Raw genomic sequence first — 14,233 nt, 5'->3', positions numbered from 1 at the left:
AATTAATAGTTTGGACTTTGCACATTTCGGATAATTTCAGACGACCTTTCAACCTTTACCGTGTGGCAGTGATGATGAGTCGGCAGGAAATGGTGGCTGATAATGTTTTTAATGTTTGTTTAAACTGACCATAGAACCTAAGTTAAGTATTCAAGCAATCATCTGCACGGCTCGTCTGATTCAGGTTTTGCACATACATTGCAGTCACGATTGTGAGTGAAGAGGAATTCTTGCCATTTGCCGGTCAGCGCGTTGTAAGTTTTCAGTTTGCCGTGTGCCGGTTCTCCTGCGCCGGTGAGTATTTTAAGGGCTTCTGAGGCTTGGGTCGCGCCGATGATGCCGACCAGCGGGGAAAATACGCCGAACAGGGCGCAAGCGCCGTCATCGGCGGTATCTCCGTCAAACAGGCAGGCGTAGCAAGGGCTGTCAGGCAAATCGGGACGGTACACGGCAATTTGTCCTTCAAAACGCACGGCAGCGCCGGAAACCAGCGGGGTACGGGTGGCGACGGCGGCGCGGTTGATGGCTTGGCGGGTGGGGTAGTTGTCAGTGCAGTCGAGGACGATGTCGGCGGTATGCATGAGCTCGGTCAGGCGGGTTTCGTCCAGTTTTTCGGTCAGTGCGGTAATGTCGCACGCGCTGTTGACGGCTTTCAGACGACCTGCCATCACTTGCGCTTTGGCTTGTCCGATGTCGGCTTCGGTGAAGGTGGTTTGGCGTTGGAGGTTGGTATCGTCTATGGCGTCGTGGTCGGCGATGATGAGTTTGCCAACGCCTGATGCGGCAAGGTACGGCAGTGCTGCCGCGCCCAGCCCGCCGCAGCCGACGACGAGGACGCGGGCGGCAAGAATTTTTTCCTGTCCTTCGATACCGATTTCGTCGAGAAGGATGTGGCGGCTGTAACGGAGCAGTTGGTGGTCGTTCATGATGAGGTCGTCTGAAAGAGGTTGTATCGGGGAATTTTATAGCAAATGGGATTTGGAAAGATACAGTAGATTTGTGCGGAAACGGAGATTCCTATTAATGGGATTCTATGCCGGCAAACTTTGTTTTCATCAAGAATGGTTATTATTCGAATAAATATTGTCTCTTTTTGTAGTAAATGTTATCGTTAGCACGATTTTTGGTTTGTATCAGAATTTTATTAAGGTGTTGCCTGATTTATTTTCAGACGACCTTGATTGCCATAACAGCAATTTTGTCCTTTGCCATATCCTGAAGCGATGAGGTATTTATGATGAGATTGTTTTAAAAGACGCCGAAATTCAAAGTGTCCTCTCATGCTGTAAGAGGGCGAAGATGCATTACATTGCCGAACATGGCTGTTGCCGTGTTTTAAATATTTCACATTTTTTCCTTATGTCCGTCAAACCTTTATCTTTAAATTTAATCAACTGCTTTGTGCTGGCGGTGCTGTTTCTCGTCAGCCTGTCGGTGGGCGTCGGCGATTTCCGCTGGGCGGATGTGTTTCGCTGGACTTTGTCTGACAGCACGGAATTGATGCTGGTCAGCCGCCTGCCGCGCACGTTTGCGATTGTGCTGACGGGGGCATCGATGGCGGTGGCGGGGATGATTATGCAGATTTTGATGCGCAACCGTTTTGTCGAGCCGTCTATGGTGGGCGCAAGTCAGAGCGCGGCGTTGGGTGTGTTGGTGATGACGCTGATGTTTCCGGCTGCCGGGCTGACGGCGAAAATGTCGGTGGCGGCTGCGGCGGCGTTGGCGGGGATGCTGGTGTTTATGATGCTGATACGCCGTTTGCCACCGACGGCGCAGTTGATGGTGCCGCTGGTAGGGATTATTTTCGGCGGCGTTATCGAGGCGGTGGCGACGTTTATCGCGTATGAGTTTGAGATGATGCAGATGTTAAGCGTGTGGCAGCAGGGCGATTTTTCGGGCGTGCTGTTGGGGCGTTACGAATTGTTGTGGCTGACGGGCGGCTTGGCGTTGGCGGCGTATTTGATTGCCGATCAGCTGACGATTTTGGGCTTGGGCGAGACGGTGAGCGTGAATTTAGGTCTGAACCGGACGGCGGTGTTGTGGGTAGGTTTGGTGATTGTCGCGCTGATTACGTCGCTGGTGTTGGTCACGGTCGGCAATATTCCGTTTATCGGGCTGGTCGTGCCGAACATCATCAGCCGCCTGATGGGCGACAAGCTGCGCCAAAGCCTGCCTGCGGTGGCTTTGCTCGGTGCGTCGCTGGTGCTTTTGTGCGATATTTTGGGACGCGTGATTGTGTTCCCGTTTGAGATTCCGGTCTCAACCGTGTTCGGTGTGTTGGGTACGGTGTTGTTCTTGTGGATTTTGTTGAGGAAGCCTGCCCATGTCGTCTGAAAACAAGCGTAGCGCGCTTCGCTCGAACAAGGTTGCGTTTATGCAGGGTTCTTCCCGTCCGCTGTGGGCGGCGTTTGTCTTGCTGCTGGCGTGTTGCACTTTGTTCCTGACTTTGAACATCCAAGGCGATTGGGATTTTGTGTTGCAGCTGCGGCTGACCAAGCTGGCGGCTTTGCTGCTGGTGGCGTATGCGGTCGGGGTTTCGACCCAGCTTTTCCAAACGTTGACGAACAACCCGATCCTTACACCTTCGATTTTGGGCTTCGATTCGCTGTATGTGTTTTTGCAAACGCTTTTGCTGTTTGCCTTGGGCGGGGTGGGCTATACGTCGCTGCCGCTGACGGGCAAGTTCGGCTTTGAGTTGGTGATGATGATGGGCGGTTCGCTGCTTTTGTTTTACACGCTCATCCGGCAGGGCGGACGCGATTTGTCGCGCATGATTTTGATCGGCGTGATTTTCGGGATTTTGTTCCGCAGCCTCTCTTCGCTGTTGACGCGCATGATTGATCCGGAGGAATTTACGGCGGCGCAGGCGAATATGTTTGCGAACTTCAATACCGTCCACAGCGAGCTTTTGGGCGTGGGCGCGCTGATTCTGCTGGCGAGCGCGGTGGTGGTTTGGCGCGAGCGGCACCGTCTGGACGTCCATCTTTTGGGACGCGACCAAACGATTAATTTGGGCATAAACTACACGCGCAATACTTTGTGGCTGTTGCTTTGGATTGCCGCGCTCGTGGCGACGGCGACGGCGGTGGTCGGGCCGGTCAGCTTCTTCGGACTGCTGGCTGCCGCGCTTGCCAACCATTTTGCCCCGAGCGTGCGCCATAGCGTGCGGCTGCCGATGACGGTGTGCGTCGGCGGCATCCTGCTGGTCGGCGGGCAAACCGTGTTCGAACACCTGCTCGGCATGAAGGCGGTGTTGAGCGTAGTGGTTGAATTTGCGGGCGGGCTGGTGTTTTTATATTTGGTGCTGAAACGCAAGCGGTAGGTCGTCTGAAAACTTTTCCAGCCTGAATTCAGGCGGTAATTCATCATTTCCAGACTGTATTTTGATTTTGTACACCCTTTAAATTTAATAGGGGGCGTGAAACTAAATATTGAGTTTATACTCATAGTAAACATCACTGAGATTACTATCAGATATGAGTTATGAGTAAAGTGTTGAAATACCGTCCTGATTTGGACGGGATACGGGCATTGGCCGTTTTATCCGTCATCGTATTTCATATCGATCCCCAATGGCTGCCGGGTGGTTTTTTGGGCGTGGATATGTTTTTCGTGTTGTCGGGATATTTGATTACGACCATTATCAGCCGCGAGATTCGCGACGGCAGTTTTTCGTTTCTCGAGTTTTACAAACGCCGCGCCAAACGCATCTTGCCTGTCTTTGCCTGTGTATTGCTTTGCACGACGGTCGTTGCCGCCATTTTCTTTTTGTCTTTCGATTTGCGCCAATACGTCAAATCCGCCGTCTATGCCTTGCTGTTTGCCGCCAACCTGTTCTTTGCCCGCCGCGGCGGCTATTTTGATGCGGATGCGACGGAAAAGCCGTTGCAGCACATTTGGTCGCTGTCGTTGGAAGAACAGTTTTACTTTATTTTCCCCGCGTTGCTGATTTTGTTTTTCCGTCTCAGCAAACGGCGCAATGTGCGGACGTTTATCCTTTTGCTGATTGTCATCAGCCTGTTTTCCGCGCTGTTGCCGACTTTGGGCATGGAGGCGTATTTCCTGCCGCATGTGCGCGCTTATGAACTGCTGGTCGGTTCGCTTTTTGCCTTTATTCCGCCCGCCGAACAAAACGACAAAGCCAGTACGCCGCTATTCGGATGGCTGATGATGGCGGTCATCGCCGTGACGCTGGTGCTGCCCTACGGCGTCCTGCCCGGTGCGGGAAACATCGAACGGCTGCTTTGCTGTACGGCGGTTGGCGGTTTGATTTACTCGGGCAAATCATTGCAGATGCAGGAAGGTTTCAATACGTCCAAACTGTTGAGCCTCAAGCCGGTTGTGTTTGTCGGTCTGATTTCGTATTCGCTGTATTTGTGGCACTGGGTGGTGTTGGCGATGATGCGTTACATCTATATGGACGCGCAGCTTCCGCTTGCCGCATCGGCATTGGCTGTCATCATCATGCTGCTGTTGTCGGTATTGTCTTATTATTTTGTGGAAACACCGGCGCGGAAGGCGAAGAATTTTACGACGGCGAAATTCAAATGGAGCATGGTGGCTTATTTCGCGCTGCTGATTCCTGCGGCAACCTACCTGATGACCGCCAAACCCGCCGCGTTTGAAAGCAGTTTGTACAAAGCCGATGAAAGCAAAATTTGCGCGGACACGCTGACTAAAACCGATTGCGCCGTCGGCGCGGCAAACCAAAAACCTGAAGTTTTGGTCATCGGCGACTCACATGCCGCCCATTTAAGCCCGTTCCTCGACATTGTCGGCAAAAAAGAAGGCTGGTCGGCAGACGTCATTACGTCCAACAGCTGCGCCACCGCGTTTGGATTTACCCTGCCCGACAGCGACCGCCGCGCTGACCGCTGCAATCCGTATAACAGGTTTATCGAACAAAAAACCAAAGACTATCCTGTCATCATCATTTCGCAACGCTGGTTCCTCCATACCGCCAAACCGGAATTTTTGGAACGGTTCAACACAATGCTGGAGGATTTGGTGAAGGCGGGCAAAAAAGTGTACGTTTTGGCCGATACGCCCATGGACGGGCAGCTGCCGTTGCGGCGTTATTACCTGAGACAAAAGCTTGGCATCGACATCAATTATGTTTCAGAGGATAAAAAAGAAGAAGTCCGCGATTCCGCCAAGTCGGAAGACGAAGTCGAAAAAATCGTGAAGCAGCACCGCGGCGTGCAGTGGGTGGACTTTATGCAGTACATCCCCGCGGACAAACTTATAGACGGGCTGCCGGTGTATTTCGATACCAACCACCTCAACCCGTTCGGTTCAAGTAAAATTGCCGAAATGTTTATCAACGATAAACGCACCCTGTTGAAATAAGCACAAAGGTCGTCTGAAAACAGATTCAGACGACCTCTTTAAAGCAAAAGGATACCGTATGACTCAAGAACACTTTCCCGTATTTTTCGAGCAAGCCCCGACGCTGACCGTCCAAGACGCGCTCGCCGAATTTCTCGGCGCGGCAGAGGAGGGCATCATGCAGTATCGCTACGCCGATGCCGTCCGCCTGTGCGGACACTCCTGCCCCACCGTTGCAGGCGCGTACCTCATGACGCTTAAAGGCCTGAAAGCACTTTACGGCAGCGATCTGCCGCAGCGCGGCGGAATCGAAGCCGCCATGCAAGGCGCGCGCGACGAAGGCACGGTCGGCGTTACCGCATCCGTCGTCCAACTCTTAACCGGCGCCGCTCCCGAAACCGGCTTCGGCGGCGTCGGCCCGCAAGGACGCTTCGCCCGCCGCAACCTGTTGAGTTTCGATGCCGACATCGAAGGCACGCTGACCCTGCGCCGTAAAGACAACGGCAAAACCGTCACCGTCAGCCTCAACGCCGCCATGCAGCCCTTCGCCCCCGAAATGCGCGACATCATGCCCAAAGCCGTCAGCGGCACCGCCACCGCAGAAGAACTCAAACGTTTCGGCGAACTCTGGCAGGCGCGTGTCAAAGCCTTCTTGATTGATTTGGCAGACAATCCCCAATTCGTCATCGTTCGCGAAATCTGAAGCCCATCCTTTTCAGACGACCTCTCATGTTCGGAGGTCGTCTGAAAACAAATCCACACATCACACTCATCATGATTACCATCCGCAACGTCAGCTTCCACATCGGCGGCAACCCCATCCTCAACAACGTCAGCCTCGACATCCCCGAAGGCGGCATCACCGCGCTCATCGGTCCAAACGGCGCAGGTAAATCCACGCTCCTCTCCTTCATGGCGCGCCTCCGCCCGCTGGAACAGGGCAGCATCAGCTACGCCGGCAAAGATGTTTCGACCACGCCCACCGCCGAGCTGGCAAAAACGCTCTCCATCCTGACCCAAGAAAACAGCGTCATGAGCCGCATTACCGTGCGCGACCTGCTCATGTTCGGGCGTTATCCCTACCATCAAGGCAGACCGACCCCCGAAGACCTCGCCATCGTCGAAAACGCACTTTCCGAGTTCAAACTGGACAGCTTCGCCAACCGCTACCTGACCGAACTCTCCGGCGGACAACGCCAACGCGCCATGATTGCCATGGTCTTCTGCCAAAGCACCGATTACGTCCTCTTGGACGAACCGCTCAACAACCTCGATATGTACCACGCCCGCGCCCTCATGCAGCTGCTCCAACGACTGACCCGCGAACACAAGCGCACCACCGTCGTCGTCCTGCACGACATCAACCAAGCCGCCGCCTACGCCGACCACGTCGTCGCCATGAAAAACGGACAAGTCGCCATGACTGGCGCGCCGAACGACATCTTTACCGCTGAAAATATTAAAGATTTGTTTGATATGGATGTGGACGTATTGGACTATCAGGGCAAGAAGCTGGTTATCCATCACGTTTGAGATGCGGATGTGGAAAAGGTCGTCTGAAAAGTTTTCAGACGACGGCGGATTCGCATTTGAAGTGCAACTTTCCATAACAGAAAAAGGCCAGTATGCGGTAGCATACGGCCTTTCCTGCAAGAAAGATTGCCATGAGCTACACACAACTGACCCAAGACGAACGATACCATATCCAATACCTGTCCCGCCACTGCACCATCGCCGAAATCGCCAAACAACTTAACCGCCACAAAAGCACCATCAGCCGAGAAATCAAGCGGCACTGCATCCAAGGACAGCAATACAGCGCCGAAAAAGCACAGAAGCAAAGCCGGCTGACCAAACAGCACCGGCGAAAACCCTATAAGCTCGATTCGCAGCTGGTTCAACACATCGACACCCTTATCCGCCGCAAACTCAGTCCCGAACAGGTATGCGCCTACCTGCGCAAACACCACGGTATCACACTCCATCACAGCACCGTTTACCGCCACCTTCGCCAAGACAAAAACAACGGCGGCACTTTGTGGCAACACCTCAGAATATGCAGCAAACCCTACCGAAAACGCTACGGCAGCACATGGACCAGAGGCAAAGTGCCCGACCGCGTCGGCATAGAGAACCGACCCGCCATCGTCGACCAAAAAAAACGCATCGGCGATTGGGAAGCCGACACCATCGTCGGCAAAGGACAGAAAAGCGCATTACTGACCTTGGTCGAACGCGTTACCCGCTACACCATCATCTGCAAATTGAAGAACTTAAAAGCCGAAGACACTACCCTAGCAGCCATTAGGGTATTAAAGGCACATAAAGCCAGAGTGCACACCATCACCATGGACAACGGCAAAGAGTTCTACCAGCACACCAAAATAGCCAAAGCATTAGCAGCGAAAACCTATTTTTGCCGCCCCTACCATTCTTGGGAGAAAGGGCTGAATGAGAACACCAACGGACTCATCCGACAATATTTCCCCAAACAGACCGATTTCCGAAATATCAGTAATCGGGAGATACGCAGGGTTCAAGATGAGTTGAACCACCGGTCAAGAAAAACACTTGGCTACGAAACGCCAAGTGTTTTATTCTTGAATCTGTTCAAACCACTGATACACTAGTGTTGCACTTGAAATCCGAATCCAAGGACCTTCCATCATCAACCCCAACGTAACCCCGTTTTCAGACGACATCAAGCTGCGGCTGAATGTAAAGGATATTTGATGGGGAATAAGTACGGATGAGTCTGAAAAAGCTTTAGAATGCATCGGCAATAATGAATATTTGTTATTGAAAAACCTACCGACGGGCTTCAATCAGGAAAAGCATGAAGCAGCAAGGGTATGGATGTATCGTTGGCAGCGTCGGAACTTTTGGAAATGGTGTGAGGTATTCTATGAAAAACTGGAAGCAGTTTATATTTTTCGTCATATTGGTCATAGCTTGTTATCAATTTCTATATTTTTTATCCGATATGTTCCTTCTCGGCTATATCAATAAATACAGTTGGAATTTGAATTTTATTCAGGGGACTTTGAATTTTCTTTCAATAGACCTCTTGCGAAAATATTCATCCCATCGCATTAACCAGTCCTGCAATCAGATTTGCCCTTAACCCGAACCGTTTCCGCCTGTTGCGGTAAGGTAGCGACAAGATTTTGAATATCTTAATTTTTCTGTTGATGTGCTCGATGACGGTTCTGAGTTTGCCTAACCACCTGTTCGCCTCTTTATCCTGTTTGTTCAGCGGATGATGTTTAGATTTCTTTTTCGGGGTCTGTAATCCGGTTTTAGCCAATCCTTGATAACCCCTATCCGCAATGACTATTTTGTAGGGATAAAGCTCTGCAAGGTGCTTCTTGGCTAAACGCATGTCATGCTGAGCACCCATCCCCGTCTGGATGCTGATGATTTTTTCAGTTTCTCTGCCGTATATGACTTGGATTTTAACCGTGTGTCGCTTTTTCTTGCCGCTGTAATACTGCCGCTGTTTTTTTGGGACGTTCAATCGGGCTTTCGGTAACGTCAATGATGACCGTTTGATCGCCCGGATTCTTGTGTTTTGGCAGGGAAAAGCGTTTGCAACGAATGAGAGCGTCCTCAGTTTTACGGATGGTGCGGCAGACATTACTTTCAGAAAGACCGTAGATAGCGGCCAATTCGAGTTGGGTATGATAATGGCGCAGATAACTTAGGGTAAGCAGCAGTTGGTCTGCCAAACCGAGCGTATGCGGCCTGCCCGACTTGACCTTCCGGCTTTCTGCTTCTGTGGTGACTTGCAGCATTTCATGAAAAAGGACGGGCGTTACACCTGTGAGCCGTTTGAATTCCCTGTCGCTTCTTTGGATTAGGTTTTCGTATTTCATTTGGGAATTGTAAATCTTCAGGATACTTTCGCAAGAGGTCTAATATTTCTTCCCTATGTTTTTGTTAGACGAATTTTCAGGAAAACCAATCAAGAAAAGGAAGATGCAAATAATTGAAGTTCGACTTCATGAATTAAAGCCGTTTTCATATTGAATCGGGAGACTGATGGCGAACCGAAATAATAAGGTTCCTGCCGTTATTCCCGCGCGGGCGGGAATCCATAGGAAATTTTACGAAATAAGCGTTTAAAAACCGTTGCCGGATTCAAAAGCAAATTTCCAGGGCGGGAAGGGCGGCAGGAGGAGCAGTATCTTTTAATCCTCGATGTCCGTTTCTCTCCGCCCCAAAACCATCGCGTCCCCGTAGCTGAAAAACCGGTATTCATGTTCGACCGCATGGCGGTATACCGAACGGATGTGTTCCATGCCCGAAAACGCGCTGACGAGCATCAGAAGCGTGGATTTGGGCAGGTGGAAATTGGTAATCAGGCGGTCGATGACGCGGAAGCGGTAGCCCGGCGTGATGAAAATATCGGTGTCGCCCTGTCCCGCTTTCAGACGACCTGTCTCGCGCGCGGCGGATTCGAGGGCGCGCATGGAAGTGGTGCCGACTGCCCAAACCTTGTTTCCGTGCGCATGGGCGGCTTCGATGGCGGCGACGGTTTCGGGCGGTACGTCAAACCATTCGCTGTGCATTTTGTGTTCTTCGATTTTGTCCACGCGCACGGGCTGGAACGTTCCCGCACCGACGTGCAGGGTGACTTCCGCCGTTTCCACGCCTTTGGCTTTCAGACGACCTAAAAGCTCGTCCGTAAAATGCAAACCCGCCGTCGGCGCCGCGACCGCGCCCTGATGTTTGGCGTAGACGGTTTGATAACGTTTGTCGTCATCCGCGCCGGCTGCGCGTTCGATATAGGGCGGCAGCGGCAGATGGCCGTTTTGCTCCAGAAGTTCGTAAACGGTTTGTTCGCCTTCAAAGCGCAGGCAGAACAGTTCGTCCGCACGCTCAACCATGACGGCACAAATATCGCCTTCAAAAATCAGCTTCGTGCCGGGTTTGGGCGATTTGGACGAACGGATGTGCGCCAGCGCGGTGTGGTTGTCCAAAACGCGCTCTATCAATGCCTCGATTTTTCCGCCGCTCTCTTTTTGCCCGAACAGCCGCGCTTTCATGACTTTGGTGTTGTTGAACACCAAAACGTCGCCCGCCTCAATATAATCAGGCAAATCGCCGAACACGCGGTCTTGCAGCGGCATATCGGGCAGCGCGACCAAAAGACGGCTGCTGCCGCGCACTTCGGGCGGATGCTGGGCAATTAATCGGTCGGGCAGGGTGAAATCGAAATCGGAAATGTCCATAATCTTAATTTTGATGCTTACAAATTTTGTCAGGCGGTCATTATACGCATTTCCCCGCGGGCTTGGCGTTTCATGCGAAAGGTCGTCTGAAACGCCAAGCCCGCAATATTTTGCGTCCGAACAAGGCAATACGGTATCATTCGTTCTGTTTCAAACGCCACCGCATCAGAGAGAACAACATGAATATCCCCGCCATTTCCGCTGCAATCGAAGCAGTAAAAATCCCCGGCACCGAACGCACGCTCGGCAGTGAAAAAGCCGTCAAACTGTTGGAAGAACGTTCCGACGGCCTCCATATCGGACTGAAATTCGGATTCCCCGTCGGGCATATCGCCGCCGACATCGCCAACAGCCTGCAAGAAGCCGTCATCGGCATCACGGGCGATGCGCATATCCACCTCAGCATTGACACTGAAATTACAACACACAAAGTACAGCCCGGCGTCGCCACCATCAAAGGCGTCAAAAACATCATTGCCGTTGCATCCGGCAAAGGCGGTGTCGGCAAATCCACCACCACCGCCAATCTTGCCACCGCCATGGCACGTATGGGCGCGCGAGTGGGCGTACTGGATGCCGACCTCTACGGCCCCAGCCAGCCGACCATGTTGGGTGTGCAAGACCGCAAACCCGACCAACAAAACAAAAAACTGGTTCCCGTCGAAGCCGACAGCGGCATCCAAGTGATGTCTATCGGCTTTCTGGTCGATACCGATCAAGCCGTAGTTTGGCGCGGCCCGATGGTAAGCCAGGCCTTGCAGCAGTTGATGTTCCAAAGCGAGTGGGACGAAGTGGACTACCTCTTCATCGACCTGCCGCCGGGTACTGGCGACATCCAGCTCACCCTGTCGCAGAAAATCCCCGTAACCGGTTCGGTCGTCGTTACCACGCCGCAAGACATTGCCCTGATTGACGCGCGCAAAGCAGTCGATATGTTCCACAAAGTCAATATTCCGATTTTTGGCGTACTGGAAAACATGTCGGTACATATCTGCTCCAACTGCGGTCATGCCGAAGCTATTTTCGGTTCTGAAGGCGGCAAAAACTTGGCAGGCCGTCTGAATGTCCCGCTGCTCGGACAACTCCCGTTAAGCCTGCCCGTGCGTGAAGCAATGGATGGCGGCACGGCGAAACAGTTGTTTGACGAACATCCCGCCATTGCCAAAATCTACACAGACGCAGCCTTCCAAATCGCACTGACGATTGCAGACAAAGGCAAAGATTTCAGCAGCCGTTTCCCAAAAATTGTAGTGGAATAACGGGCAGAGGTTGTCTGAAAGCCTTTCGAACGGTTTCAGACGACCTTGTGGTGCTGAAGATTATGCAAAAGCGAATAATCGGAAAATCAAATATTTAAAGATTTAATCTTGTTGTTTTGAGAAAATTGCTTGACACGAAAAGTCTCGCCTTCTATAATTCACAGCTTATCGGGTCGTTAGCTCAGTCGGTAGAGCAGCGGACTTTTAATCCGTTGGTCGAGCGTTCGAATCGCTCACGACCCACCAAATTTAAAAAGCCTGGACAAATGTCCGGGCTTTTTTATTTGCCGGTATGTTTTGAGATTGTTACAGCCTACCCGTTACGGTTTTGATACGGGTTTGTTTGTTATAGTGTATTAACTTTAAACCAGTACGGCGTTGCCTCGCCTTAGCTCAAAGAGAACGATTCTCCAAGGTGCTGAAGCACCAAGTGAATCGGTTCCGTACTATCTGTACTGTCTGCGGCTTCGTCGCCTTGTCCTGATTTAAAGTTAATCCACTATATGAATAAAGGTCGGCGGATTCGCATTTGAAGTGCAACTTTCCATAACAGAAAAAGGCCAGTATGCGGTAGCATACGGCCTTTCCTGCAAGAAAGATTGCCATGAGCTACACACAACTGACCCAAGACGAACGATACCATATCCAATACCTGTCCCGCCACTGCACCATCGCCGAAATCGCCAAACAACTTAACCGCCACAAAAGCACCATCAGCCGAGAAATCAAGCGACACTGCATCCAAGGACAGCAATACAGCGCCGAAAAAGCACAGAAGCAAAGCCGGCTGACCAAACAGCACCGGCGAAAACCCTATAAGCTCGATTCGCAGCTGATTCAACACATCGACACCCTTATCCGCCGCAAACTCAGTCCCGAACAAGTATGCGCCTACCTGCATAAACACCACGGGATCACACTCCATCACAGCACCGTTTACCGCTACCTTCGCCAAGACAAAAGCAACGGCGGCACTTTGTGGCAACATCTCAGAATATGCAGCAAACCCTACCGCAAACGCTACGGCAGCACATGGACCAGAGGCAAAGTGCCCGACCGCGTCGGCATAGAAAACCGACCTGCTATCGTCGACCAGAAAACCCGCATCGGCGATTGGGAGGCCGACACCATCGTCGGCAAAAATCAGAAAAGCGCGTTATTGACCTTGGTCGAACGCGTTACCCGCTACACCATCATCTGCAAATTAAAGAACTTAAAAGCCGAAGACACTGCCCGGGCGGCCATTAGGGTATTAAAGGCACATAAAGCCAGAGTCCACACCATCACCATGGATAACGGCAAAGAGTTCTACCAACACACCAAAATAGCCAAAGCATTAAAGGCGGAAACCTATTTTTGCCGCCCTTACCATTCTTGGGAGAAAGGGCTGAATGAGAACACCAATGGACTCATCCGGCAATATTTCCCCAAACAAACCGATTTCCGAAATATCAGCGATCGGGAGATACGCAGGGTTCAAGATGAGTTGAACCACCGGCCAAGAAAAACACTTGGCTACGAAACGCCAAGTGTTTTATTCTTAGAACGTGTTCATTGTCTCAGCCTCTACTGTAAACTATCGGCATGAACAGAAAAACCTACCCAAGCGATATCAGTCGCGAGCAATTTGCGCCTCTCCTTCCCCTGCTGGAAAGTGCCCGTAAACGCACAGCGCCACGCCAGGTGGACTTGTACGATGTCTTTTGTGCCATTCTCTACCTGCAACGCACTGGCTGCTCCTGGCGCGCTTTGCCGGGCGACTTCCCCAAATGGCGCACCGTGCATTCCTACTTCCAGAGATGGACCGAACCACGCGAGAGTGGCATCAGCATCCTTGAGGAAGCATTAAAAAAATCAGGTAGTTGCGGAGCGTCGCAAGCAGGGGCGCCATGAAGCAACTACTTTCCTGATTATTGATGCGCAGAGTGTGAAGAACACGGATACCGCCATGAAAAAAGGCTACGATGCGGGCAAGAAGGTTAGCGGTATCAAGCGACATATAGCGGTTGACACGCAAGGTTTGCCGCATGCCCTTGCGGTAACGACGGCGGATGTTACGGATAGAAAAAGCTGCCTGGTGGCATTGGAACGTGGGCGGGATAATCTTGGTGCGATACAAAAAATCCTTGCTGACGGTGGTTACACGGGTAAGGCATTTGCTTCGTCGGTACAGGAGTTGATTGGTGCGGAGGTAGAGATTGCCAAACGAAACGAATTGCACCGTTTTGCAGTATTGCCGAAGCGATGGGTAGTAGAGCGCAGCTTTTCCTGGTTGGAAAAGAACAGGTGGCTTTGGAAAAACTGCGAGCGTAAGTTGAGTACCAGTCTGCAAATGGTAGCTTTGGCTTTCTTGGGAGTCCTGCTACGAAGACTATGAACACGCTCTTAAATCTGTTCCAACCACTGGTACCC

Annotated in this window: 13 protein-coding genes, 1 tRNA gene and 1 pseudogene; 12 read left to right on the top strand and 3 right to left on the bottom strand. The window is 51.8% G+C overall.

All coding sequences use genetic code 11. The features are described 5' to 3' along the window. Window positions 1-158: 158 nt before the first annotated feature. Window positions 159-926, bottom strand: a complete 768-nt coding sequence (locus tag NM96_09850) for a HesA/MoeB/ThiF family protein (protein ID AVR79586.1) — start codon at window positions 924-926, stop codon at window positions 159-161. A gap of 433 nt (window positions 927-1,359) precedes the next feature. Between NM96_09850 and NM96_09845 the strand changes: the two genes are divergently transcribed. The 7 genes from NM96_09845 to NM96_09815 all read left to right on the top strand — a co-directional run bounded on the left by NM96_09845 (window position 1,360) and on the right by NM96_09815 (window position 8,452). After that, window positions 1,360-2,334: an ABC transporter permease gene (locus NM96_09845; protein ID AVR80319.1), complete on the top strand. Its 975-nt coding sequence runs from the start codon at window positions 1,360-1,362 to the stop codon at window positions 2,332-2,334. Beyond that, complete coding sequence (locus tag NM96_09840) at window positions 2,324-3,322, top strand: iron ABC transporter permease (GenBank protein ID AVR79585.1); 999 nt, start codon at window positions 2,324-2,326, stop codon at window positions 3,320-3,322. The genes NM96_09845 and NM96_09840 overlap by 11 nt, the downstream gene beginning before the upstream one ends. A gap of 161 nt (window positions 3,323-3,483) precedes the next feature. After that, entirely contained in the window at window positions 3,484-5,349 is a 1,866-nt protein-coding gene (locus NM96_09835) for an acyltransferase (GenBank protein AVR79584.1), read from the top strand. Window positions 5,350-5,407: 58 nt separating this feature from the next. Next, window positions 5,408-6,031, top strand: coding sequence for a hypothetical protein (locus NM96_09830; protein AVR79583.1), 624 nt, complete (start codon window positions 5,408-5,410; stop codon window positions 6,029-6,031). Between the two features lie 71 nt (window positions 6,032-6,102). Further along, complete coding sequence (locus NM96_09825) at window positions 6,103-6,861, top strand: iron ABC transporter ATP-binding protein (protein AVR80318.1); 759 nt, start codon at window positions 6,103-6,105, stop codon at window positions 6,859-6,861. Between the two features lie 131 nt (window positions 6,862-6,992). Then, window positions 6,993-7,958, top strand: a complete 966-nt coding sequence (locus NM96_09820) for an IS30 family transposase (protein AVR79582.1) — start codon at window positions 6,993-6,995, stop codon at window positions 7,956-7,958. 263 nt (window positions 7,959-8,221) lie between these two features. Next, the gene (locus NM96_09815; GenBank protein ID AVR80317.1) at window positions 8,222-8,452 is read left to right on the top strand and encodes a hypothetical protein; all 231 of its coding nucleotides are present in this window, start codon (window positions 8,222-8,224) and stop codon (window positions 8,450-8,452) included. Here the strand turns inward: NM96_09815 and NM96_09810 are convergent. After that, window positions 8,408-9,203, bottom strand: a protein-coding gene (locus NM96_09810) for an IS5/IS1182 family transposase (protein AVR79581.1) whose coding sequence is annotated in 2 segments (ribosomal slippage) — window positions 8,408-8,836 and window positions 8,838-9,203 — 795 coding nt in all. Because the reading frame shifts where the segments join, the coding sequence is not laid out codon by codon here. The genes NM96_09815 and NM96_09810 overlap by 45 nt on opposite strands. Before the next feature lie 315 nt (window positions 9,204-9,518). Continuing rightward, window positions 9,519-10,562 (bottom strand): tRNA preQ1(34) S-adenosylmethionine ribosyltransferase-isomerase QueA, encoded by a 1,044-nt coding sequence (locus tag NM96_09805; GenBank protein ID AVR79580.1) that lies wholly within the window; start codon window positions 10,560-10,562, stop codon window positions 9,519-9,521. Window positions 10,563-10,741: 179 nt separating this feature from the next. Here NM96_09805 and NM96_09800 point away from each other — a divergent pair, with 179 nt between their 5' ends. The 5 genes and pseudogenes from NM96_09800 to NM96_09780 all read left to right on the top strand — a co-directional run bounded on the left by NM96_09800 (window position 10,742) and on the right by NM96_09780 (window position 14,198). Continuing rightward, entirely contained in the window at window positions 10,742-11,821 is a 1,080-nt protein-coding gene (locus NM96_09800) for an iron-sulfur cluster carrier protein ApbC (protein AVR79579.1), read from the top strand. 170 nt (window positions 11,822-11,991) lie between these two features. Then, window positions 11,992-12,067: transfer RNA gene (locus NM96_09795), tRNA-Lys, on the top strand. 132 nt (window positions 12,068-12,199) lie between these two features. After that, window positions 12,200-12,307 (top strand): annotated as a pseudogene (locus tag NM96_09790) (IS5/IS1182 family transposase). Between the two features lie 118 nt (window positions 12,308-12,425). Further along, complete coding sequence (locus NM96_09785) at window positions 12,426-13,409, top strand: IS30 family transposase (protein ID AVR79578.1); 984 nt, start codon at window positions 12,426-12,428, stop codon at window positions 13,407-13,409. Continuing rightward, window positions 13,406-14,198 (top strand): IS5 family transposase gene (locus tag NM96_09780; GenBank protein ID AVR79577.1). Its coding sequence is split into 2 segments (ribosomal slippage): window positions 13,406-13,671 and window positions 13,670-14,198, totalling 795 coding nucleotides; the frame shifts between segments, so codons are not numbered across the junction. Before NM96_09785 ends, NM96_09780 begins: the two co-directional genes overlap by 4 nt. Window positions 14,199-14,233 lie beyond the last annotated feature (35 nt).

This window comes from Neisseria mucosa, from assembly GCA_003028315.1.
Lineage (GTDB): Bacteria > Pseudomonadota > Gammaproteobacteria > Burkholderiales > Neisseriaceae > Neisseria > Neisseria mucosa.
The sequence above is the reverse complement of the archived record's forward strand: the minus strand, read 5'-3'. Positions and strand labels throughout refer to the sequence as shown.